We start from the raw sequence: 23024 nt of genomic DNA, 5'->3' as shown, positions 1-23024 counted from the left end.
GACAACAGTGCGGGCGTCAGGCGAGGGTGAAGGTCAGCAGCTCCGCATCGTGGCGGCGGACCTTGCCGCGGCGCTCCAGGGCGCGCAGATGAGCGGCGGCCTCGCCGGCGGCCATGTAGCGGCCGTGCGGCGGCATGTGCTCCCACGGGTAGCGCCAGCGCATCTTCGACGCCACCTCCCACAGCGTGACCGGCTCATCCGACAGCAGGGCGAGCACCTCACCGATGCGCTCTTCGTGGTGCTCGATGATCTGGCGGGCCCGCTCGGCCAGCCCGGTGAAGCGGTACTGGTGGGCCGGCAGCACCTCCCCGGCCGGCATCTCCGCCACCCGCTCCAGGGAGCTCAAAAAGTCGCCCAGCGGGTCCTGGTGGGGCTCATCAAGGGGGAAGAGCCCGATGTGCGGGGTGATGCGCGGCAGGACGTGGTCACCGGTGAAGATCCGGTCGCCGTCCTCCAGGTGCAGGCAGATGTGGCCGGGGGAGTGCCCCGGCGTCCAGATGGCGCGCAGCTTGCGACCCGGCAGATCCACCAGATCGCCGTCGGCCAGCTCGCGGTCCGGCACGGCGGGCGGGTCCACCGGCGGCCTGCCGGTGCGGTGCGCGGCCACCTCCTGCGCGTCCGCCCCGGCCCGGCGCAGCGCGTCCGACTCCCAGGTGCGGCCGGCGTCGGCGGCCACCTTGCGGCGGAACTCCCGGATGACCTCGGCGTCGTTGTGGTGCATGGCGATCCAGGCGCCGGAGGACTCCCGCACCCGCCCGGCCAGCCCGGAGTGGTCGGGGTGGTGGTGGGTCACCACCACCCCGTAGACCTCCTCGATGGACATCCCCAGCGAGGCGAGCCCGTCGCGCAGCGCCGTCCAGGCGTCCGGGTGGTTCCAGCCCGCGTCCACGAGCACCGGCCCGCGCCGGCTTTCCAGCGCGTACACCAGCGTGTACGCCAGGGGGTTGTCGGGGATGGGGACGGGAACGCTCCAAACGCCTCCGCCCAGGTTCTCCGGTTCAGGTGTGACGGCCACGCGATAGCTCTTCTCTTGCCGGGGACTAGCAGCGTTCGAGGATGGTGCCGGTGGCCAGCGCACCGCCGGCGCACATGGTGACCAGAGCGGTGGCGCCGTCCCGGCGCTCCAGCTCGTGCAGCGCGGTGGTGATCAGCCGGGCCCCGGTGGCCCCCACCGGGTGGCCCAGCGCGATGGCGCCGCCGTTGACGTTGACCTTGTCCATGTCGGGGCCGTGCACCTTGGCCCACGACAGCACGATCGAGGCGAACGCCTCGTTGATCTCGAAGATGTCCGGGTCGGCGATGGTCATGCCGGCCCGCTGCAGCACCCGCTCGGTCGCCTGGACCGGCCCGTCGAGGTGGTAGTAGGGCTCCCCGCCGACCAGCACCTGGGCGCGCAGCCGGGCGCGCGGGCGCAGCCGGAGCGCCTTGGCCTTCTCGGCCGACATCAGCAGCACCGCGGCGGCCCCGTCGGAGATCTGCGAGGAGGTGCCGGCGGTGTGCAGCCCGCCCTCGCCCATCACCGGCTTGAGCCTGGCCAGGCCTTCTGCGGTGGTCTCCCGCAGACCCTGGTCGCGGGTGACGGTGCGGGTCTCGCCGGTGGGGTTGCCGTCGGAATCCAGCACCGGCGCCTCGATCGGGGCGATCTCCCGGTCGAACCGGCCGTCGGCCCAGGCCTTGGCGGCCAGCTGCTGGGAGCGCACCCCGAAGGCGTCCAGCTCCTGGCGGGTCAGCGAGCGCCGGGCGGCGATGCGCTCGGCGGCCTCGAACTGGTTGGGCATGTCGAGCGACCAGTCGTCCGGCCGCGGGGTGCCGCCGACCTGCACGTTGGTGCCCAGCGGGACCCGGCTCATCACCTCCACGCCGCAGCCGATCGCCACGTCCACCACGCCCGCGGCGATCATCGCGGCGGCCAGGTGCACGCTCTGCTGGCTGGAGCCGCACTGGGCGTCCAGCGTGGTGACCCCGGTCTGCCAGGGCAGGCCGGCGTACAGCCAGGCCTGCCGGCCGATGTGGCCGCCCTGCTCACCGGCCTGGGTGACGCAGCCGGCGAAGACCTGCTCGACCTCGATCGGGTCGATGCCGGCGCGCTCGATCACCGCCTTGAGGGCGTGGGCCAGCACCGCCGCCGGCTTGAGCCCGGCCAGCCACCCGCCCCGCTTGCCGATCGGCGTCCGGACGGCCTCCACGATCACCGGCTCTGCCATACGGCCCCTCCCACTAGAACGAAATTCATTCCTTAAGGAAGGTAACCGGTTCGCCTGCGGCGGGAAAGCCCGGGGTCGGCTGAACGGAACCGGGCCGCCTCAGGCCGCCTGCACCAGCAGGCTCGCGTAGGTCGGCACCAGGACGCGGCGGGCGGGACGGCGGGCGACGATCCGGTAGGGGCCGGACGCCGTCAGGGTCTGCAGCATCCGGGCGACCTGGGTGCGGGCCACCGCCGCGCCCAGGCACAGGTGCCGGCCGGCCCCGAACCACAACTGGCGGGTCTCCGGCACATAAGGGCGGTGAATGTCGAACGGCCCCGCGCCGTTGTCGGCCAGATAGGTCAGCACCAGCACCCGCTCGCCCGCCCGCAGCAGCCGCCCGGCGACCGTGGCGTCCCGCCGCACGCTGCGCCCGATGACCGGGGCCGGGGTGGCCACCCGCAGCCCCTCGCGCACCGCGTTGGGCAGCAGCGACGGGTCGGCCAGCAGCGCCGCCTGCTGGCCGGTGTCGTGCAGCAGCGCCACCGTGCGGGAGGTCCCCGAGGCGCCGGTCTCGGTGCCCGCGATGGCCAGCAGCGTCGCCAGCGCCCGGGTCATCGGCAGGCCCAGCCCCATCTGGCGGCAGCGGCCCAAGATGGTGTCCGCGCCGGCGGTCCGGTAGCCCTCCGCCACGCCCCGGGTGATGTCGGCCACGATGGCGCGGGCCCGGTGCAGCACCCCGGCCGGCAGCACGGTCGAGGCGGTGGTGCCCATCGCCAGGGCGGCCAGCCGCTCCCCGGCGGAGAACAGCTCCCGGTAGGCCTCGTCCCCGGCCCCTTCCTCCAGGCGCAACCCCAGCAGGTCGGCGACCATCCGCCCGGCCAGCACCCGGGTGGAGTCGGCCACGTCCACCACCTCGCCGCGCGCCAGCCGCTCGGCCAGCGCCCGGTAGTGCGCCCCCTGCGAGCGCTCCACCAGGGCCGCGGCGCCGTCCTCGGTGAACAGGTCGCGGGCGCGGGCGCGCACCTCGGCGTGCCTGGGACCGCCGAAGAACTGCGCCATCTCCTCCCCGAACAGCTGGGACCACAGATGCCCCACGCCGCCCTCCCCGGTCATGCCGAAATGCGCGGCGTCGTTGAGCACCCGCCGGGCCAGCAGCGGGTCGGTCACCACCCAGCCCAGCCGGGGGAAGCGCTGGATGGGCGCGGTGTGCCGGGCCGCCTGCAGCAGGGCGTACAGCCCCGGGTTCCCCGCCCACAGCAGCCGCGCCTCATGCCGCGCCGCGATCTTCGCCCCGGTCTTCGTCCCGCCCCTCATCCGACCTCCCTGCCGTGGGACACCCCCGTGGGCCTGCCATCAGCCGGGTACGGTGCGGCAGGGGGCCCGGCTGACCGGAGCCGGTCCCAAGTGTCACAACCCATGTGTGGTTTTGGTGTGATCTGTACATTTTCGCGGGTGGATCTATGGGTGGCCGTGCCGGCCTATAACGAAGAGCGCTCCATCGCGGCGACGCTGCGACGGCTGACCGGGCAGACCGACCGGGACTTCCGCCTGGTCGTGGTCGACAACGGCAGCACCGACGCCACCGCCGGGATCGTGGAGAGATTCGCCGCCGAGCACCCCGAGATGGACCTGCGGCTGATCGGCGAGCCCCGCAAGGGCACCGGGGCCGCCGCCGACACCGGCTTCCGGTACGCCATCGCCCAGGGGGCCACGCACCTGGCCCGCACCGACGCCGACTGCCTGCCGCACCCCGGCTGGATCGCGGCGATCAAACGGGCCTTCGCCGACGGGCTGCAGATGGTCAGCGGCCCGCTGCGCCCCCGCACCGACGAGTTCCCGCTCAAATGGTGGGAGCGGCATCTGCTGCCGGCCGTGCTGAACCTGGGGGCGCTGGCCGGACGGTACCGGAGCGGCAACCGGGACCCCGCCTACCTGGGGCCGTACCTGATGATGCCGGGCTGCAACGTGGCCATCACCGCCGCCCTCTACCAGGAGGCGGGCGGATTCCCCCGCACCCGCATCGAGGACGTCCACGAAGACCGCGCCCTGCACAACCGCGTCCGCCGGCTCACCACCGCCTACGGCAGGCGCAAAGACGTGGTCGTCTACGGCTCGGTGCGGCGGTTGCGCGCCTACGGGCTGCTCGGCACCATCGCCTGGTACGCCGACCACCGCCACACCCCGCAGATCGTGGACGTCCGATGAGCACGGCACCGGAACGGCGCTGGGAGCGGCGGCTGTACCTGGCCGCCCACCCCCTGGCCTACCCGCTGCTGCGCGTCCTGGCCCGGTGCGGCCCGGCGGTGCGGGTGCCCGGAGTGGGCGTGGTGATCAACGACGCCGCCCTGGCCCGCCGGGTGCTGCTGGACGGGCGCACCTTCCGCAAGGACGGCCCCGGCTCGCCCGGCGACCTGTGGACCCCCGTGCTCGGCCCGTCCGTGCTGCTCAACATGGAGGGCGAGGCGCACCGCAGGCTGCGCCGCAAACTGGCGGACCTGTTCACCCCCGCCTACACCGAGCGATTGTGCGAGCAGGTCCTGGCCGAGCCCCTGGCGCGGCTGTCCGAACGGCTCCACCAGGGCCGCCCGGTCGACCTGGTGGACGCCATGCGGGTGCTGGCCGGCGCGGTGATCAGCCACGTCATCGGGCTGGAGACCCGGGACGAGGACGAATACCGGCACCTGTTCGAACAGGGCGAGCGGGTCGTGTCGATGGTGACTTTGCGCACCCGCCGCCTGTCGCCGTCCCAGGTGGCCCGCGCCCGGCGGGTGCTCGACCCGCTCGGCGACATCGCCGCCAAGGCCTATGCCGCAGGCGACGAGGAGACCGTCATGGGACGGATGCGCGCGCTGGGCCTGTCACCGCAGGAGGCCCGCGGCGCCGCCGGGGCGTTCTTCCTGACCGGCACCGAGACGGTGGCCACGCTGGTGCCGCGGCTGATCGCCCTGCTGCACGACTGCGGCGAGCTGGAGCGGGTGGCCGCCGACCCGTCCCTGCTGGATACGGCGCTGGAGGAGACGTTGCGGGTGACCACCCCGACCCCGGTGATGCTGCGCAGCGTCCACGCCCCCGCGACGGTGGGCGGCGTGAAGGTGCGCCCCGGCGACCGGGTGCTGATCGTCACCCACAACTGCTGCCGCGCCCACGGCCCCTTCGACCTGGACCGGCCCCACCCCCCGGAGCTGAACCGGCTGTGGTTCGGCGCCGGCCCGCACTTTTGCATCGGCTACCCGCTCGCCATGGCCGAGGCCCGCGCGGTCGCCCGGACCGTGCTGCGGGCCGCGCCGATCACCATCGTCCGCCGCAGGGCGGCGCGCGGCGTGCTCATCCCGACCTACCGCACCTTCGTCATCCGGAAGGCTCAGGCGTGAAGATCGCAGTGACCGGGGCCTCGGGCTTCGTCGGGGGCGCCGTCTGCCGCGCCCTGGCCGAACGCGGCGTCCAGACGTTCGCCTACGGCCGCCGCGCCCACACCCCGCCCGAGCACATCGGCGGCGCCCGCTACCGATCCTGGGACATCACCACCGGCCCGCTCCCGGACGCGCCGCGGGTGGACGCGGTCATCCACTGCGCCGGCAGCGTCACCGACTGGGGGCCGATCGGCGATTTCTTCCGCGTCAACTGGATCGGCACCAAGAACGTCCTGGCGTCCTTTCCCGGGGCGCGGTTCGTCCACGTCAGCACCGCCAGCGTCTACGACCCGCACCGTCCCACCGTGCGGGCGCGCGAATCGCAGGCGCCGGTCACCCGCTACCTCAACGGTTACGGCGCCTCCAAGGCCGCCGCCGAACGCGTGGTGCTGGCCGCCATGCGCGAACGCCCGGCGATCATCCTGCGCCCGCACGCCGTCTACGGGCCCGGCGACACCACCCTGCTGCCCCGCGTCCTGTCGGCGGTGCGCGGCCCGGTGCTGCCCGCCGTCGGGGACGGGCGGCAGCTCATCAGCCTCACCTCGATCGGCAACCTGGTGCAGGCCTGCCTGCTGGCGGCCACCGGCCCGGTCACCACTGGGATCTTCAACGTCACCGACGCCGAACCGGTGGTGCTCGATGAGGCCCTGCGGCAGATCCTGGCCGAGCGGGGCATCCGCGCCCGCCCGGTCTACCTGCCGCTGCCGGCCGCATGGCCGCTGGCCTGCGCCGTCGAGGGCGCCTTCCTGGCCGCCGGAAGCCGCCGCCCGCCCCGCCTGACCCGTTACGCCCTCAGCCACCTGGCGGTGGAGCGCACCCTCGACATCACCGCCGCCCGCACGGTCCTCGGCTACGACCCGGCCCCCACCGGCCTGGCGGGCGCCGCCGCCTGGTGAGCGGCGCTCAGCGCAGGTACAGGCCGTACTCCAGAAGGTTGGGGAGCAGGTGCGGCGGCAGGTCGGCCAGCATGGCCAGCTCCTCGGCGGAGGTGAAGCCGCCGGTCTGCGCGCGCAGCTGGACGATCCGCTGGGCGGTCTGCGGGTCGATGCCGAGCCGGGCCAGCTCCGTGGCCGGGACGGAGTTGACGTCGATCAGCCCGCCGTCGTCGTACTGCCGGCCGGGGATGTCGGGCCGTCCGATGAGCAGCTCCCTCGCCATCATCGGGTTCTGCGCGGCCAGCGCCCGCGCCTCCTGGCGGCGCCGCGCCCGCGCTTTGGCCTCCTCGACGGCGGCCCGGTTGGCCTGCTCGGGGGACAGCGGCTGCCCCACGGGGGGAAGCGTCTGCTGCGACTTCTGCAGGGCCATGACGATCGCGTGGACGACCCACACCGGCAGCCACATCCCGCAGGTCAGCAGCGTCACGGCGAAGTGGAACAGGTGAACGGAGGTGGGGTCGCGCACCACGGCCGGCGGGTTCGGCGGGGGCGTGAGGTGGTGGTGATGGTGCACGTTCACCGGCACCTGGAGGTTGATCACCGGAGGGTCCGGCGGTGGGGGAGGAGGCGGCGGGGTGGACGAGTCGCGCGGCGGGTACGGCTGCTGTGACGATTCGGACATGGGCTTCCCTCACCCGTCGTCGATCCCCGGAGATGGCCCCGGCTCTGCCAGGCCAACGGCCTTCATGAGTTGGATGCGCGGGAGGCCGTCTGGGTTCGAATCTACCCGCAAGGTGTGCGGATGAGCGGATATGACGGGGATCTGGCGGGGAGGGCGCCGCCCGGCGGGGACGTCGCGGCCGTGGGAGGTCAGTCGTTCCAGGGACGCCAGTCGCGGGTGTCGATCTCGACGCCGAAGTGCTCCAGGACGATGGTCTGGCCGAACTCCCAGGTCTCCTTGTGCAGGTAGGCGCCGACGGCCGGGTCCGGAATCGAGTACAGGGTGATCAGCGGGGCCTTCGGGTCCCGGTCGATCAGCAGGTAGTAGGGGATCTCCGCCCGGGCGTAACCGTTCCACTTGGAGACCGCGTCGCGCTCTGCCGGTTCCCGGTCATTGCCCGCATTGGAGGGCGAGGTGACCTCCACGACCATTTCCACGTGGTCGGGATGGGCGTGCCTGTCGTCGGCGTCTTCGAGAGCGGCGAGGACCTCCGCCCGCATGACCATGAGATCGGGACAGTAGCCTTCGCTGGTCTCGGTCATATTGAGGTCGAGAAGCGGGGCGCAGTCCCACGGAAACTGCCGGTCGGCCACTTGGGCGTCCCTGAACGCGTTATAGATCCCTCTGACGATTCGGCCGTGCCCGGCGCGGGGGGCTGGCGACACGACGATCTTTCCTCCGATGATTTCAAGCCTGGTGTGATCATGGGGGAGGCTCAGAAAGTCACGAAGCTCGCCGCGCTGCCACATGGCGTAGGCCGTGTCGGGCAGCACGACTTGGTGTTCGCTGACGGTGGCGATGCTCACTTTGGGCGACCTCTCCCTCACGATCTGCTCCGGATCATCGTAGGGAACATCTGCCGCAAGCGTACCGGGAACGGTGAATTCACTGAGTGATTTCGCGGATTGGGGCGGAAGTTTTGATATGTCAAATCATGAAATATGGAAATTTCGGTGGTTTATGGTTTAAGGCTCCTCGCTCAGGGGTGAGGGTGCTTTGCCGGCCGCGTCCCGGTGTCGAATCGGGGGAGAATGGGCGGGTGCGGGCGTCCAGGCTGGTGTCGTTGGTGCTGTTGCTGCAGGCGCGGGGGACGATGACGGCCCGGGAGCTGGCGCGGGAGCTGGAGGTCTCCGAGCGGACCGTCTACCGGGACGTGCTGGCGCTGTCGGAGGCGGGCGTCCCGGTGTACGCCGAGCAGGGCCGGCGCGGCGGCTACCGGCTGGTGGACGGGTACCGGACGCGGCTGACCGGGCTGAGCCGCACCGAGGCCGAGGCGCTGTTTCTGGCCGGGCTGCCCGGGCCGGCCGAGGACATGGGGCTGGCCGAGGCGGTGGCCGCCGCGCGGCTGAAGGTGCTGGCGGCGCTGCCGCCCTCGCTGCAGGACGCCCCGGCCCGCACCGGGCAGCGCTTCCACCTGGATGTGGCCGGGTGGTTCGACGACGCCGGGCCGCCGCCCATGCTGGCGGCGCTGGCCAGGGCGGTCTGGCGGGACGAGACGGTGGTGCTGCGCTACCGGCGCGACCGGGAGGTGACGCGCCGGGCCGACCCTTACGGCCTGGTCCTCAAAGGCGGCGTGTGGTACCTGGTGGCCCGGGTCGGGGAGGACCTGCGCACCTACCGGGTGGGCCGGGTGACCGCCGTGGAGCCCACCGGGGAGTCGTTCGTCCGGGACGAGACGTTCGACCTGAAGGCCTTCTGGGCCGAGCGGGCCGCGCAGTTCGTGGAGACGCTGCTGACCGGCACCGTCACCATCAGGCTGAGCCGGGAGGGGGCGCGGGCGCTGCGGCACGCGGTCGAGGCCCCGGCCGCCCGGCGGGCGCTGGAGGCGGCCGGTGAACCCGACGGGCAGGGGCGGATCACCACCCGGCTGCCCGTCGAGTCCCTGGACGTGGCCTACACCCAGCTGCTGCGGCTCGGCCCCGAGGTGGAGGTGCTCGACCCTCCCGAGCTGCGCGAACGCATGGCCGAGGCCGCCCGCCGGCACGCCGCGCTCTACCGGTAGCCGGTGACGTCGGCGGGCTTGCCGGCGTCCTGGACCTCCTTGGCGTAACGCCAGGCGTCCGGGCGGCTGCCGTCCACGTCGGTGAACCCGTAGATGCGGGCGAGCTGCCCGCTGGACAGCGACTGGCCGTTCCAGCGCGCCACCTCGGGATCGGCCGCCAGCGCGACCACCGCCCGCCCCACGAAGGCGGGGGTCTCGGAGATCGCGAAGTGGGGCTCCTTGACCAGCGCGTCCCGCCAGTTGTCCTCGGTGACGCCGTAGGAGTCGAGCATGAGCTCCGAGCGCAGCCACCCGGGGGTCAGCGCCACCGCCGTCGCCCCGCGCGGGCCGATCTCCTTGGCCAGCGCGAACGCCATGCGGTTCACCGCGACCTTGGACAGGTCGTAAAACAGCGAGACCCGGTAGTGGGTGTCGTTGTACTCGGTGGTGCCGTCGCCGATCTCCACCACCAGCCCGCCGGGGCGGCGCAGCAGCAGCGGCAGGGCGAAGTGGCTGGTGATGATGTGGGTGTCGATGGCCAGCCGCAGCACCCGCAGCCCGTTCTCCAGGGAGTGCTCCCAGACCGGGGTGTCCCACTCGGTCAGGTGGTCGCCGCCGAAGATGTCGTTGACCAGCACGTCCAGCCGGCCCTGCTCGCGCTCGATGCGGTCGATGAGGGCGCGCACCTGCGCGGGGTCCAGGTGGTCGCACGGCACCGCGATGCCCTGCCCGCCGGCGGCGGTGACCAGCTCGGCGGTCTCTTCGATGGTCTCCGGACGGCCGATCTCCGAGCGGCGCTCGCGGGTGCTCCGCCCGGTCGCATAGACGGTGGCCCCGGCGGCGCCCAGCTGCACGGCGATGCCCCGGCCCGCGCCCCGCGTCGCCCCGGCGACCAGCGCGACCTTTCCGTTCAGCTTTCCGTTCAGCGTGTCCTTCATGGACACGACGCTTCCACCGAAACCTGACACCCAGTGTCTGGTTTTCGCGCGAGTTCTTCGCGCCGGATGAGATGCCGAAGCGGGCCTTAGAAGTCGATCAGGCGGGCGGCGGCGGTCTCCAGCCGGTTGTGGATCTCCTCGGGGTTGGAGCGGCCGCGCAGCAGCTCGATCATCTCCATGACCCAGGCGCTGGCCAGCGCGCGGCCCAGCGCCCAGCGCGGGTCCTGGACCGAGATCTCCTCCTCGCCGGTGGCCGCGTGCAGCAGCATCCGGGTCATCCGGTCGCCGAAGCCGACCGGGATCTCGGTGAGCATCAGCGCGCGGATCAGCGCCTCGGTCAGTTCCGGCTCGCGCATCAGCCCCCGGGTGGCCCGGGTCAGCACCTCCATCGCCCGCTCGGCGGGGGTCGCCCCGTGCGGCGGGCGGCGGCTGATGCTGTTTTGCAGCAGGTCCAGCTCCTCGTCCACCACCGCGACGACCAGGTCCATCTTGGACGGGAAGTAGCGGTACAGGGTGCCGAGGGCGACTCCGGCGCGCTCGGCCACCGTGCGCATCTGCATCGCCTCGACCCCGCCCCGGGAGGCCAGCGCGGCCGCCGTTTTGACGATCTTCCTGCGGCGCTCGGCCTGGCTGCGGGTCCGCACCGGCTGCCGCCCGCCGGTCGCCGTCATCGGCTCTGCCGTCACTGAGGGCTCCTTCTGCGTGGTCGTCCTCCGCGAGGGGGTGGGGTGGGGGATGGGAGGAACTGCTGTCGCTTCGGGACAAGCCTACAGGCTCGCGAGAACGTGTTATCTACGTCTCTTCCCCCAGGCCCGCTTCGGCCGCCCGGCGGAAGCGCGAACAGTCCCCGGCACCGGTGAAAAACAGCAGGGAAGGGACGATGGGTGTGCCTCTGGACACAGACTAGAATCTGTTCTAGTTTGCCGCTCCGAGGGCCGCTGACGGCGGAGGGGAGCACCGGAGTGGATTTCAATCTCGACCCCACCCAGCGGGAACTGCGGGACCTGGCCGCCGACCTGCTGGGGCGCGAGGCGTCCACCGCGCGGCTGGACGCCCACGACGCCGGGGACGCCCCGTTTGAGGCGGGGATCTGGAAGGCGATGGGCCAGGCCGGGCTGCTGGGGGCCTGCCTGCCGGAGGAGACGGGCGGGGCCGGGCAGGGACCGGTCGAGATGGCGGTGATCCTGCGGGAGGTCGGCGCCCACGTCGCGCCCGTCCCCGCCTACGCCTCGCTGGCGCTGGCCGCCGTCCCCATTGCCGCGCACGGCACGCCTGACCAGCGCGCGCTGCTGTCCCGCCTGGCCGACGCCGAGACCGTGCTCACCGGCGCCTGGCGCGAGGCGGGCCCCATCGGGCAGGTCACCGCGACCGCCCGCCGCGACGGCGACGGCTACGTGCTGGAGGGCGTCAAGACCTTCGTCCCCTATGCCGAGCAGGCCGCCTGCATCCTGGTGCCCGCCCGGGTGGACGGCGCCGACGTCGGGGTGTTCCTGGTCGAGCCGGGCGCCGTCGAGCTCAGCAGGCACCCGGCGGCCACCGGCGAGCCGATGTCGCGCCTGGCGCTGGGCGGGGTGCGGGTGGGCTCCGACGCCCTGCTCGGCGGGACGGCCGACGGCGCGGCCTGGCGGACGCTGCAAAGCTCGGCGATCGCCGGGGCCGTGGCGACCGTCTCCGGGGTCATCGCCGGCGCGTTGAAGATCACCACCGACTACGTCAAGACCCGCGAGCAGTTCGGCCGCGCGCTGGCCCAGTTCCAGGCGGTCACCATGCAGGTCGCCGACGTCTACATCGCCGCGCGGGCGCTGGATGTGGCGATGTGGGCGGGCGTGTGGCGGCTGGCCGCCGGCCTTCCCGACGCTGCAGAGATCCTGTCCGTGGCCGCCTACAACGCCTGCGACCCGGTGCTCAAGGCGCTCTACACCTGCCAGCACCTGCACGGCGGCATCGGGCTGGACATCACCTACCCGCTGCACCGGTACTTCGCCTGGGGCAAGCACTACGCCCACCTCCTCGGTGGGGCCGAGGCCCAACTGGACGCCATCGGCGACGCCGTCGCCGCAAGCAGCTAGGAGCCGCCGGGTGTTCATCGACCTGACCGACCAGCAGCAGCGGCTGCGCGCCGAGCTGCGCGAGTACTTTCGCACCTGCCTGACCGACGAGCAGCGCGCCGCCATCGCCGCCGACCCGTTCGGGCCCGCCTACATCGAGCACTGCAAGCGGCTCGGCGCCGCCGGGATGCTCGGCGTCGGGCTGCCCAAGGAGTACGGCGGGCGCGGCTTCGGCCCGCTCGAACAGCAGATCTTCGTCAACGAGATCACCCGGGCCGAGGTGCCCTACCCGCTGATCACGCTCAACACGGTGGCGCCGACGATCCTGCAGTACGGCACCGAGGAGCAAAAGGAGTTCTTCCTGCCGAAGATCGTCCGGGGGGAGTGCCACTTCGCCATCGGCTACAGCGAGCCGGGCGCCGGCACCGACCTGGCCGCGCTGCGCACCACCGCGGTCCGCGACGGCGACCACTACGTGGTCAACGGGCAGAAGATCTTCACCTCGGGGGCGCAGACCGCCGACTACATCTGGCTGGCCGCCCGCACCGACCCGCAGGCCGAGCGGCACCGCGGCATCTCCATCCTGATCGTCGACTGCCGCGACCCCGGCTTCTCCTGGACGCCGATCATCACCATGGACGGCCAGCACCACACCAACGCCACCTACTACCAGGACGTCAAGGTGCCGGCCGACATGCTGATCGGCGAGGAGAACAAAGGCTGGGACCTGATCGTCAACCAGCTCAACCACGAACGGGTGACGCTCGGCCCGGCCGGCAACATCGGCCGCCTGCGCGACCGGTTCGTCCACTGGGCCCGCACCACCGCCGGCGCCGACGGCCGCCCGTTGATCGAGCGTCCCGAGGTGCGCCGCGCCCTGGCCCGGGTGCACGCCCGCCTGCGCGTCAACGAGCTGCTCAACTGGCAGGTGGCGGCCGAGGCGGATCTGGGCTGGCTGAGCGCCCCCGGCGCCTCGGCCACCAAGATCTACGGCTCGGAGCAGATGATGGAGGTGGGCCGCATCATCGGTGAGACGCTGGCCCGCCACGGCGACCCCGGCGATCCGGCCACCGCCGACCTCATCGCCAAGGTCGACCGCGCGGTCAAGGGCGCGCTGGTGCTCACCTTCGGCGGCGGCGTCAACGAGATCCAGCGGGAGATCATCGCCATGCTCGGCCTGGGCCTGCCCCGGGCCCCCCGCTGACCTCCCCTTTTCCCCGGCCCCGGGGTGGGCGACGCCGCCGGACGCCCTGCCCCGGGGCCGGTCCCAAGATCCATCACGGGCCGGTGATCTCCCGGCGCCGCAGCAGGGGTCACCGGCCGTCTTGCGGCTGACGCCGCTCATCGCGCGAACGACGGAGCCCATCGCGCCCCTCCGCACGGCCGTCCCCTGCGAGGGGGTGCGCCGCCTGTGATGCGGCCTGCCATGAGATGGCGCGGTACCTCCACGGCCCGCTCACCCGGGCGGGCTGCGCCGGAGCATGGCGCGGCCTGCCGTGCGGCGGAACGGCCCCCGTGCCCGGTGCCGCCCTGCTGAGCGGCACCGGATCGGTCAGGAGTCCTGGGACGGGGCCGGTGACGGCGACGTGTCGGGGGACGGCGCGTCGCTCGGGTCGGTGGGAGCGGTCGGCGCCGGCTCCGGCGGGTCGGTGGGATCGGCCGGGTCGGTCGGCGCCGGCTCCGGCGGGTCGCTGGGCTGCGGGCTCGGCGGGTCGGTGGGGTCGGGGGCCGGCGGGTCGCTGGGCTGCGGGCTCGGCGGATCGGAGGGCCGTGGATTCGGCGAGGGGGCCGACGGGTCCGGCGTGGGCTTGGGGGAGCCCGGGTCCCTCGGCGCGGGGGACTCCCCGTCGGGCGCCGGGTCCGGGCTCGGGGCCGGGGTCGGGCTGCCGGGCAGGCCGGGGATGCCCGGGGGCGGCGCCGGACGGCTCGGCGGCTGCGTCACGTAGTAGGGGTCCGTCCTCGAGGTCTGCGGACTGCGGCCGCCCCCGCCGGAGCCCTTGGCGGAGCCCGGGGAGTCCGGGGAGGGCGAACCGGTCGACGACGGCCCGCCGCCCTGACCCAGAGGCGGCGCCAGAGCCGACAGGCCGTCCCCGCCGCCGCTGCCCGTCCACGAGGCCAGCAGCCCGACCGCGGCGGCGGCCGAGGCGGCCAGGGCGGCGATGGCGCCCGCGCCCTTGGCCTGCCGGGCCAGGGTGTGCCGCCGGGTGGTGACCGGGCCGATCGTCACCAGCGGAGAGGGCGCCGCCATGGTCGACAGCGGCCGCTCCAGCTCGGCGGCGCAGGCCCGCAGCACCTGCTCGCGCAGCGCCGCCGGCGGCCGCTCCGGCGCCCGGCGGGCCAGCAGGCGGGGCAGCATGCCGCGTTCGAAGGCGGTGATGATCTCCTGGTCGTAGGGGGAGCCGGGCTCGCGCATCAGCAGGTCCACCACCGCGCGCTCCAGCCGGACGCGGGCGGTGTGCAGCAGCTGGCGGACCGTGTCGGGGGCCACGCCCAGCACCACGGCGATGTCGGGTTCGTCCAGCCACTGGCCGGCCGACAGCAGCAGCACCTCCCGGTGGTCGGCCCGCAGCCGCGCCGCGGCGCGCAGCAGCGGGTCGGGGAACCGCCCGGCCCGCCTTGCGGCGCCGCCTGGGGAGAAGGCCCCGCTCAGCGCGCCGTGCTCCAGGCAGACCGACCGGGCGAGCGCGTACATCCACAGCACGGCGTCCCCGTGCGGCGGGTGCTGCATCGCCGCCACGAACGTGTCGCGCGTCGCCGCATCGGCACCGTCCCCTACCAGCGCCCAGCAGTAGGCGTAGATGCGTGCGGCGTGTGCGTCGTAGAGGGCCTCCGGAGTCCCCGACATGTGACCTCGCTCCCGTTGGGAGACCGGCGCAGGACGCGACGGAAGGAAATTACTGGTCATACCGGTGGAGTCCGGACCATAGCGCACCTGGTGGCATCTGCATAGTCGTGTGGCGCAACCATGCACCTGGACACCCTATTTACGGGGATTTCCGGCGATACGTGGATTATTGATGCGGTTCAGCTGGGAAGTCTCGTGACCGTTCACCCGAAAGAGGGGACGCGAGATGAGCCGGCTGACCGTCCAAGATCTTTATGAGCACACCCGCGGGGTCTGCTTCAAAACCGGCCCGCCCGGGAAAGTCGGCGCCGAGACCGAGTGGCTGGTGATCGACCCCGCCGATCCGGCCGCGCACGTCCCCCTGGAACGGGTGCGCGCGGCCGCAGAGGCCGGCGGCCCGCTGCCGGGCCGCAGCGTCATCACCTACGAGCCGGGCGGCCAGCTGGAACTCAGCTCCCGGGTGTGCGACGGGCTGGCGGACCTGCATGAGGCGCTGTCCCAAGACCTGGCGAGCGTGCGCGCCCGGCTCGCCGCCGACGGACTGGACCTGGTCGGCCGGGGCGTGGACCCGCTGCGCCGCCCCCGCCTGCAGGCCGCCCACCCCCGCTACCGCTGCATGTACGACTACTTCGCCGGCGGCGGCTACCGGGAGACCGGGGCGACCATGATGTGCAGCACCGCCTCCGTCCAGGTCTGCCTGGACATCGGCGCCGACCCCGCCGACGCGCTGCGCCGCTGGCGCCTGGCGCACGCCCTCGGCCCGGTGCTGGTGGCCGCGTTCGCCAACTCCCCGCTGCGCGCCGGGCGCCGCACCGGATTGCGCTCCACCCGGCAGGCCATCTGGGCCGCGCTCGACCCCTGCCGCACCCGCCCCGTCCTGGAGGCGGGCACCGGCCCGGCCGACCCCTGCCGGGCCTGGACCCGCTACGCCATCGACGCCCCCGTCATGCTGACCCGCCCCCGCCCGGGAACCTCCGACGGCTGGACCGGCGCCCCCGGCATGACCTTCGGCGAGTGGATGGACAAAGGCGAACCCTGCCTGGACGACTTCGCCTACCACCTGTCCACGCTGTTCCCGCCGGTGCGCCCGCGCGGCTGGCTGGAACTGCGCATGATCGACGCGCTGCCGCTGCGGTACTGGCCGGTCCCGGTCGCCGTCGCCACCGCGCTGCTGGACGACCCGCAGGCCGGCCGCATCGCCGAGGACGCCGCCCGCCCGGTGGCCGGACGCTGGGGCGCGGCCGCCCGCCACGCGCTGACCGACCCGGCGCTGGCCCTGGCCGCCCGCCGCTGCTTCGCCGCCGCGCTGCAGGCGCTGCCCCGGCTGGGCGCCGCCGAACTGGTGCCGCTGGTGGCCGACTACGCCCGCCGCTACGTCGAGCGGGGCCGCTGCCCGGCCGACGACCCGGCCGATCCCGCCGTCTGAAAGGAGCCGCCGTGGCCGCCTTGACGACCGTTGACGAACACGACCTGAAGGAACTGATCGCCGCCGAGCTGGAGGCCGTGCGCCGCCGCAGCCTGGGGCTGACCACCGAGGCGCTGCCGCCCGGTGAGCTGACCGCCCAGGTCTCCCCGCTGATGTCCCCGCTGGTGTGGGACCTGGCCCATGTCGGCAACTACGAGGAGCTGTGGCTGCTGCGGGCGGCGGCGGGCGCCGAGCCGATGCGCCCGGAGATCGACCACCTCTACAACGCCTTCGAGCACCCGCGCGCCGAGCGCCCGTCGCTGCCGCTGCTGCCCCCCGCCGAGGCCCGCGCCTACATCGCCACGGTGCGCGCCAAGGTGCTGGACTCGCTGGCGAAGGTGCCGCTGCGCGAGGACGACCCGCTGACCGCCGGCGGGTTCGTCTACGGCATGGTCGTCCAGCACGAGCACCAGCACGACGAGACCATGCTGGCCACCCACCAGCTCCGCAAGGGCGCCCCCGCCCTGCTCGACGCGGGCGAGCCCCCACCGGCTCCCGGCGGCGCGGCGGCGGAACCGGAGGTGCTCATCGAGGCCGGGCCGTTCGAGATGGGCACCAGCGACGAACCGTGGGCCTACGACAACGAACGCCCCGCCCACATCGTGGACCTGCCCGCCTACTACATCGACACCTATCCGGTCACCAACCGCGCCTACCTGGCCTTCATGGAGGCCGGCGGCTACGAGGACCCGCGCTGGTGGCACCCGGAAGGCTGGCGGTGGCGCTCGCGGCACAACCGCACCGCGCCGGGCTTTTGGCGGCGCGAAGGCGGCCAGTGGCTGCGCCGCCGCTTCGGCCGCATCGAACCCGTCCCGATGGACGAGCCGGTGCAGCACGTCAGCTGGTACGAGGCCGACGCCTATGCCCGCTGGGCCGGCAAACGCCTGCCCAGTGAGGCCGAATGGGAGAAGGCCGCCCGCTGGGACCCCGCCGCCCAGCGCTCCCGCCGCTTCCCCTGGGGCGACGTCTACGAGGAGGGCCGGGCCAATCTGGGACAGCGGCGGCTGCGTCCCGCCCCGGTCGGCTCCTATCCGCAGGGCGCCTCCGCCTACGGGGTGCAGCAAATGCTCGGGGACGTGTGGGAGTGGACCTCCTCCGATTTCACCGGCTACCCGGGCTTTCGCGCCTTTCCTTATAAGGAGTACTCCCAGGTCTTCTTCGGGCCGGAGTACAAGGTGCTGCGCGGCGGCTCCTGGGCCACCCACCCGCTGGCCGTGCGGGGGACGTTCCGCAACTGGGACTTTCCGATCCGCCGGCAGATCTTCACCGGTTTCCGCTGCGCCCGCGACGCCGCCCGCTGATGTGCCGCCACCTGGGCTACCTGGGCCCGCCCCGGACGCTGGAGTCGCTGATCTTCGAAGGTCCGCACTCGCTGGAGGTCCAGTCGTACGCGCCGCGGATGACCCGGGGCAACCTGCTGAACGCCGACGGGTTCGGCGTCGGCTGGTTCCACCGCGGCCGGCCGGTGCGGTTCCGGCGGGCCCAGCCGATCTGGACCGACCGGTCCTTCCGCGAGATCTCCGGCGCGGTGACCGCCTCCTGCGCGGTGGCCGCCGTCCGCTCGGCCACCACCGCCTTCCCGGTGGAGGAGTCCTGCGCCCAGCCCTTCCGCACCGGTGCGCACCTGTTCAGCCACAACGGCAGGGTCGAGGACTTCGACCAGGTGGAGCCCAAGCTGCGGGAACTGGCCGGGGACCTGGCGGCCGTGCCGGACGCCCGGGCCCCGGTGGACTCGGCGCTGCTGCTGGCGGTGGCCGCCCGGCACTGGGCCGAAGGCGCCGCGCTGGCCGACGGGCTGGCCGCCACGGTGGCCGCCGTGACCGCCCTGGCCCCCGGCCGCTACAACCTGCTGGCCGCCGACGGGACCGCGCTGGCCGCCACCACCTGGGGGGATTCGCTGTTCGTGCACGCCGCCCCCGGCCGGGTGCTGATCTCCTCCGAACCCCTCGACGACGACGCCGCCTGGACGCCGGTCCCCGACCGGTCCCTGGTCGTCGCCGACCGCGCCGGCGTTCAGATCACACCGTTGTGACCTTGCCCCCGCGACAGAGACGAGGAGGAACGGATGGAACGCTTCCTGACCGCCGACGACCTGGACAAGGCGCTGCGCCAGGACGTCTGGGAGGGGCTGACGGCCCACCCCAAGACCCTGCCGCCCAAATGGTTCTACGACGAACGCGGCAGCGCGCTCTTCGAAGAGATCACCGAACTGGACGAGTACTACCCCACCCGCCGGGAACGGCAGATCCTGCTCGAGCACGCCCGGGAGATCGCCGCCGCCACCGGCGCCCGCACCCTGCTGGAACTGGGCGCCGGGTCGGGGGAGAAGACCCGGCTGCTGCTGGCGGCCCTCTCGGCGGAGGGCACGCTGCGCGACTACGTCCCGGTGGACGTCAGCGGCGACTTCCTGGCCGCCGCGGCCGGCCGGATCGCCCGCGACCACCCCCACCTGACGGTGCGCCCGGTGGTGGCCGACTACGAGCAGCACCTGCACCTGCTGCCGACCGGGCCGCCCCGCCTGCTGGTCTTCCTGGGCGGCACGATCGGCAACTTCCCCCCGGCCGAACGCTCGTCCTTCCTGTCGGCCCTGCGCGCCACCATGGACGACCGCGACGCCCTGCTGCTCGGCGCCGACCTGGTCAAGGACACCGGCCGGCTGGTGCGCGCCTACGCCGACGCCCGCGGCGTCACCGCCGAGTTCAACCGCAACGTGCTGCACGTCATCAACCGGCGGCTGGAGGCCGACTTCGTCCCCGAGGCGTTCGACCACATCGCCTTGTGGGACCCCCGCAACGAGTGGATCGAGATGCGGTTGCGCGCCCGCGACGCCCAGACCGTCCGGATCGGCGGCCTGGAGCTGACCGTGGAGTTCGCCGCGGGCGAGCAGATGCGCACCGAGATCTCCGCCAAATTCCGTCCCGAACGTCTGGAGGCCGAACTGAACGCGGCCGGTCTCGCCCTGGAGGCACTGTGGACCGACGAGCACGGCGATTTCTCCCTGTCGCTGGCCCGCCCCGCCTGAGGCGCCGGGGCGCAGATCGCGGAAATGTCGGTGGGGAAACGTAGGGTCGGGCCGTGCCGCACAACCGCAAACGGGCCACGATCCGCGAAGTGGCGCAGGCGACCGGGCTGTCGCCTGCGGCCGTCTCCTACGCGCTGCGCGGCATCCAGACCTCCCCGCAGACCCAGCAGCGGGTGCGGGCCGCCGCCGCGGCCCTGGGCTATGAGGCGCACCCGATCGCCCGGGCGCTGGCCAGCGGCCGCACCGGCATGGTCGGGCTATTGTGCGGCTCGCTGGAGGACTACTGGCAGCAGTCGCTGGCGGTCGGCATCGGCCGGGCCCTGGTGGGCTGCGACCGCTATGCGCTGATCCTGGACGCCGCCGGCGACCCGGCCCGGGAGCTGGCGCTGGCCCGGCGGCTGCGCGACCAGCGGGTGGACGGGCTGCTGGTGCAGCCGCTGGACCCCTCGGCCCCGCTGTGGGCCGAGCTGGGCGAGACGCTGCCGGTGGTGTCGATCGGCGACGCCCTGCACGGCGGGCGCTCCCGGGCGGAGGTGGTCTTCGACAACCGCTCCGGCGTCACCATGGCCCTGGAGCACCTGCACGGCCTGGGCCACCGCCGGATCGCCGTGCTGACCCCCACCCGCGCCACCACCCCCGACCGCCCGGCCGACCTGCACGTCAACGCCGAGGCCGACCGGCTGGGCCTGCAGGTCACCGTGGTCACCGCGCCGCAGTCCTGGCACGCCGCCCGCCGGGTGGCGCTGGAGGTGCTCAGCGCCCCCGCCCGTCCGACCGCGCTGTTCTGCTTCACCGACTCCATCGCCTACGGCGTCTACGCCGCCGCCCGCGAGCTGCGCTTGGCCGTGCCCGAGGAGGTGTCGGTCTGCGGCTATGACGACCACCCGATGTCGGTGCTGCTCACCCCGCCGCTGACCAGCGTGGACTGGGACATCGACGGCATCGTCCGCGCGGCCGTGCAGGTGATGGTGGAGGCCATCGACGGCGACCCGCCGCACCGCCGCATCGTCCGCGCCCCCACCCTGCGCGTCCGCCGCTCCACCGGCCCGGCCCCGGCATGAGGGCGCGCGGGGGCGACTGAAATCCGTCCATTGGGAAACAAAAGTGATCATTATGGTGAGAGTCGAGCGCGTCCGGCGGCACACGGCCACCCCCCGTATCCGCCCGACCGATCGCAAGGACCGGACCGACGACCGGCGTTGCCGGTGGCCGCAAGGACGTGAGCGCGTTTGATCACCTTCGAGGGAGTCACCAAGCGGTACCCCGACGGCACCGTGGCCGTCGACTCGCTGGACCTGCAGATCCCCACCGGCCGGATCACCGTGCTGGTCGGCCCGTCCGGCTGCGGCAAGACCACCACCCTGCGCATGATCAACCGGATGGTGGAGCCCACCTGCGGCACCGTCGCCATCGACGGCCGGGACGTGCGCGGCATCGACCCGCCGGCCCTGCGGCGCGGCATCGGCTATGTGATCCAGCAGGGCGGCCTGTTCCCGCACCGCACCGTCGTCGACAACATCGCCACCGTGCCGTTCCTGCTGGGCCACGACAAGAGACAGGCCCGCCGCCGGGCCCGCGAGCTGATGGACCGGGTGGGGCTGGACCGCGCCCTGGCCGACCGCTACCCCGCCCAGCTGTCCGGCGGGCAGCAGCAGCGGGTGGGGGTGGCCCGCGCCCTGGCCGCCGACCCGCCGATCATGCTGATGGACGAGCCGTTCAGCGCCGTCGACCCGATCGTGCGGGCCGGGCTGCAGCAGGAGCTGCTGCGCCTGCAGTCCGAGCTGCACAAGACCATCGTCTTCGTCACCCACGACATCGACGAGGCCGTCCGTCTCGGCCACCGCATCGCGGTCTTCGCCGAAGGCGGCCGCCTGGCCCAGTACTGCACCCCCGAAGAACTCCTGGCGAGCCCCGCCGACGACTTCGTGGCCGACTTCCTCGGCGGCCCCCGCGGCATCCGCCGCCTGCGCTTCTTCCACGAACTGGACGCCGAGGAGGCCGCCGCACGCGGGCCGGGTGCGGCCGGCGGCGCAGAGCGGCCTGGGGCGTCCGGGGAAAGCGGGGGAGCCGGCGGTGAGATGGCGGCGAAGCGGTGAGAGCGTCGATGGCGCCGGTGCTCGCAGCGGGAGAGCCGCTGATCCGCTGGGAGTGGATCGGGCGGAACTGGGACGATGACATCGCCGAGGCGCTCACCGAGCATCTGATCTTGTCGCTGGTGCCGGTGGCGATCGGGCTGGCGGTCGCGCTGCCGCTGGGGATCGCCTGCGCCCGGTGGCGCCGGCTCTACCCGCCGGTGCTGGCCGCCACCAGCGTGCTGTACGCGGTGCCGGCCATCGCGTTGTTCGTGGTGCTGGTCGCCTTCACCGGGCTGACCTACGCCACCGTGATCATCCCGCTGGCCGCCTACACCCTGTCGGTGCTGGTGCCGGGGGTGGTGGACGGGCTGCGCTCGGTGCCCGACCACGTCCGGCAGGCGGCCGAGGCCATGGGGTTCGGCCCGGTGCGCCGCCTGGTGCAGGTGGAGCTGCCGCTGGCGGTGCCGGTGGTGATGGCCGGGCTGCGGGTGGCCGCCGTCTCCAACATCAGCCTGGTCAGCGTGGGCTCGCTGATCGGCATCGGCGGGCTGGGGGAGCTGTTCGTCACCGGCCTCAAACGCGACTTCCCCACCCCGATCATCGTGGGCATCGCGCTGACCATCGCTTTGGCGCTGGCGGCGGACCTGCTGTTGCTGCTGCTTCAGCGCCTGCTGACCCCCTGGGAACGCACCGGAGGCCGGGCCGCCGCCCCCAAGGAGCCGCGGCGGCCGCTCGTCACCGGCGGGGGTGAGCGGTGAACGCCATCCTCGGTGTGCGGGAGTGGTTCACCCAGCCCGAGCAGTGGAGCGGCCCCGACGGCATCCCCACCCGCGTGCTGGAGCACCTGTGGTACTCCCTGCTGGGCTTCGCCATCACCGTGCTGATCGCGCTGCCCGCCGGGCTGGTGCTGGGCCATGTGCGGCGGGGCCGGGCGGCCGCGCTGGTCGGGCTGCTGGTGACCGCCTCGGCCAACGCCGCCCGTGCGCTGCCCACGCTGGGCCTGCTGGTCCTGGCGGTGATCCTCACCTCCGGCGGCGACCTGGTGCCCATCTTGGTCCCGCTGGTGGCGCTGGCCGTCCCGCCCGTCCTGGTCAACGCCTACACCGGGGTGCGGCAGGTCGAGCCGCGGCTGCGGGACGCCGCCGAGGGCATGGGCATGCGCGGCCGGCAGGTGCTGCTGCAGGTGGAGCTTCCGGTGGCGCTGCCGCTGATCCTGCTGGGCATGCGCACCGCCATGATCCAGATCGTCTCCACCGCCACCATCGCGGCCTACGTCGGGCTCGGCGGGCTGGGCCGCTACATCGTCGACGGCTACGCCCGGCAGGAGTACGCCTCCATGGCCGGCGGCGCGATCTTGGTGATCGCGCTGGCGGTGGCCGTCCAGTTCGTGTTCGCGGGGGTGTCCCGCCTGGTCGTCTCACCCGGCGTCCGGGGCCGCCCGTGACCGCCCGCAGATCC

General features: G+C 73.4%; 21 protein-coding genes and 1 pseudogene. 14 read left to right on the top strand and 8 right to left on the bottom strand.

Going from position 1 to position 23024, the window contains the following annotated elements; translation table 11 throughout:
* Window positions 1-16 precede the first annotated feature (16 nt).
* The 3 genes from BUE48_RS18170 to BUE48_RS18160 form a co-directional block, all read right to left on the bottom strand.
* Window positions 17-1015 (bottom strand): MBL fold metallo-hydrolase, encoded by a 999-nt coding sequence (locus BUE48_RS18170; RefSeq protein WP_012853973.1) that lies wholly within the window; start codon window positions 1013-1015, stop codon window positions 17-19.
* 25 nt (window positions 1016-1040) lie between these two features.
* Window positions 1041-2204 (bottom strand): steroid 3-ketoacyl-CoA thiolase, encoded by a 1164-nt coding sequence (locus BUE48_RS18165; protein WP_286990619.1) that lies wholly within the window; start codon window positions 2202-2204, stop codon window positions 1041-1043.
* 99 nt (window positions 2205-2303) lie between these two features.
* Complete coding sequence (locus BUE48_RS18160) at window positions 2304-3500, bottom strand: cytochrome P450 (protein ID WP_012853971.1); 1197 nt, start codon at window positions 3498-3500, stop codon at window positions 2304-2306.
* A gap of 138 nt (window positions 3501-3638) precedes the next feature.
* Between BUE48_RS18160 and BUE48_RS18155 the strand changes: the two genes are divergently transcribed.
* From BUE48_RS18155 to BUE48_RS18145, 3 genes are read left to right on the top strand one after another with little or no spacing between them, the layout of a single operon-like run.
* Window positions 3639-4391: a glycosyltransferase family 2 protein gene (locus BUE48_RS18155; protein WP_286990618.1), complete on the top strand. Its 753-nt coding sequence runs from the start codon at window positions 3639-3641 to the stop codon at window positions 4389-4391.
* Window positions 4388-5557: a cytochrome P450 gene (locus tag BUE48_RS18150; RefSeq protein ID WP_012853969.1), complete on the top strand. Its 1170-nt coding sequence runs from the start codon at window positions 4388-4390 to the stop codon at window positions 5555-5557. The genes BUE48_RS18155 and BUE48_RS18150 overlap by 4 nt, the downstream gene beginning before the upstream one ends.
* Window positions 5554-6492, top strand: a complete 939-nt coding sequence (locus tag BUE48_RS18145) for an NAD-dependent epimerase/dehydratase family protein (RefSeq protein WP_012853968.1) — start codon at window positions 5554-5556, stop codon at window positions 6490-6492. The genes BUE48_RS18150 and BUE48_RS18145 overlap by 4 nt, the downstream gene beginning before the upstream one ends.
* 7 nt (window positions 6493-6499) lie before the next feature.
* On the opposite strand, the gene BUE48_RS18140 is transcribed toward BUE48_RS18145, so the two are convergent.
* Window positions 6500-7153 (bottom strand): ComEA family DNA-binding protein, encoded by a 654-nt coding sequence (locus BUE48_RS18140; protein ID WP_012853967.1) that lies wholly within the window; start codon window positions 7151-7153, stop codon window positions 6500-6502.
* Between the two features lie 188 nt (window positions 7154-7341).
* Entirely contained in the window at window positions 7342-7998 is a 657-nt protein-coding gene (locus BUE48_RS18135; protein WP_012853966.1) for a Uma2 family endonuclease, read from the bottom strand.
* Between the two features lie 233 nt (window positions 7999-8231).
* Between BUE48_RS18135 and BUE48_RS18130 the strand changes: the two genes are divergently transcribed.
* Complete coding sequence (locus BUE48_RS18130) at window positions 8232-9194, top strand: helix-turn-helix transcriptional regulator (RefSeq protein WP_012853965.1); 963 nt, start codon at window positions 8232-8234, stop codon at window positions 9192-9194.
* Here the strand turns inward: BUE48_RS18130 and BUE48_RS18125 are convergent.
* Window positions 9185-10111, bottom strand: a complete 927-nt coding sequence (locus BUE48_RS18125) for an SDR family oxidoreductase (protein WP_286990617.1) — start codon at window positions 10109-10111, stop codon at window positions 9185-9187. The genes BUE48_RS18130 and BUE48_RS18125 overlap by 10 nt on opposite strands.
* Before the next feature lie 86 nt (window positions 10112-10197).
* Window positions 10198-10797: a TetR family transcriptional regulator gene (locus BUE48_RS18120; RefSeq protein WP_012853963.1), complete on the bottom strand. Its 600-nt coding sequence runs from the start codon at window positions 10795-10797 to the stop codon at window positions 10198-10200.
* 276 nt (window positions 10798-11073) lie between these two features.
* Between BUE48_RS18120 and BUE48_RS18115 the strand changes: the two genes are divergently transcribed.
* Together BUE48_RS18115 and BUE48_RS18110 are read left to right on the top strand one after the other, a co-directional pair.
* Window positions 11074-12180 (top strand): acyl-CoA dehydrogenase family protein, encoded by a 1107-nt coding sequence (locus BUE48_RS18115; RefSeq protein ID WP_286990616.1) that lies wholly within the window; start codon window positions 11074-11076, stop codon window positions 12178-12180.
* A 10-nt stretch (window positions 12181-12190) separates the two neighbouring features.
* The gene (locus BUE48_RS18110) at window positions 12191-13363 is read left to right on the top strand and encodes an acyl-CoA dehydrogenase family protein (protein ID WP_012853961.1); all 1173 of its coding nucleotides are present in this window, start codon (window positions 12191-12193) and stop codon (window positions 13361-13363) included.
* A gap of 348 nt (window positions 13364-13711) precedes the next feature.
* Here the strand turns inward: BUE48_RS18110 and BUE48_RS18105 are convergent, their stop codons facing one another.
* Window positions 13712-15004 (bottom strand): sigma factor-like helix-turn-helix DNA-binding protein, encoded by a 1293-nt coding sequence (locus tag BUE48_RS18105; RefSeq protein WP_286990615.1) that lies wholly within the window; start codon window positions 15002-15004, stop codon window positions 13712-13714.
* Between the two features lie 226 nt (window positions 15005-15230).
* Between BUE48_RS18105 and egtA the strand changes: the two genes are divergently transcribed.
* The 8 genes and pseudogenes from egtA (at window position 15231) to BUE48_RS18065 (ending at window position 23010) form a co-directional block, all read left to right on the top strand.
* The gene (egtA, locus tag BUE48_RS18100) at window positions 15231-16430 is read left to right on the top strand and encodes an ergothioneine biosynthesis glutamate--cysteine ligase EgtA (protein WP_012853959.1); all 1200 of its coding nucleotides are present in this window, start codon (window positions 15231-15233) and stop codon (window positions 16428-16430) included.
* A gap of 11 nt (window positions 16431-16441) precedes the next feature.
* Window positions 16442-17770 carry an ergothioneine biosynthesis protein EgtB gene (gene egtB / locus BUE48_RS18095; RefSeq protein ID WP_286990614.1) on the top strand — a complete coding sequence of 443 codons (1329 nt, stop codon included), beginning with the start codon at window positions 16442-16444 and terminating at the stop codon, window positions 17768-17770.
* On the top strand, window positions 17770-18501 hold the full coding sequence (egtC, locus tag BUE48_RS18090) for an ergothioneine biosynthesis protein EgtC (RefSeq protein ID WP_012853957.1): 732 nt from the start codon (window positions 17770-17772) through the stop codon (window positions 18499-18501). Before egtB ends, egtC begins: the two co-directional genes overlap by 1 nt.
* A gap of 33 nt (window positions 18502-18534) precedes the next feature.
* Window positions 18535-19491, top strand: coding sequence for an L-histidine N(alpha)-methyltransferase (gene egtD, locus BUE48_RS18085; protein WP_012853956.1), 957 nt, complete (start codon window positions 18535-18537; stop codon window positions 19489-19491).
* Between the two features lie 53 nt (window positions 19492-19544).
* Window positions 19545-20552 (top strand): LacI family DNA-binding transcriptional regulator, encoded by a 1008-nt coding sequence (locus BUE48_RS18080; RefSeq protein ID WP_286990613.1) that lies wholly within the window; start codon window positions 19545-19547, stop codon window positions 20550-20552.
* A 168-nt stretch (window positions 20553-20720) separates the two neighbouring features.
* Window positions 20721-21467: pseudogene (locus BUE48_RS18075) on the top strand (ABC transporter ATP-binding protein); the annotation flags it as partial.
* 128 nt (window positions 21468-21595) lie between these two features.
* Entirely contained in the window at window positions 21596-22324 is a 729-nt protein-coding gene (locus tag BUE48_RS18070) for an ABC transporter permease (protein ID WP_012853953.1), read from the top strand.
* Window positions 22321-23010 carry an ABC transporter permease gene (locus BUE48_RS18065; protein ID WP_012853952.1) on the top strand — a complete coding sequence of 230 codons (690 nt, stop codon included), beginning with the start codon at window positions 22321-22323 and terminating at the stop codon, window positions 23008-23010. Before BUE48_RS18070 ends, BUE48_RS18065 begins: the two co-directional genes overlap by 4 nt.
* The last annotated feature ends 14 nt before the right edge of the window (window positions 23011-23024 follow it).

This window comes from Thermomonospora sp. CIF 1, from assembly GCF_001896795.1.
Taxonomy (GTDB): domain Bacteria; phylum Actinomycetota; class Actinomycetes; order Streptosporangiales; family Streptosporangiaceae; genus Thermomonospora; species Thermomonospora curvata.
Note: the sequence above shows the minus strand (reverse complement) of the source record. Positions and strands in the feature narration are given on the sequence as shown.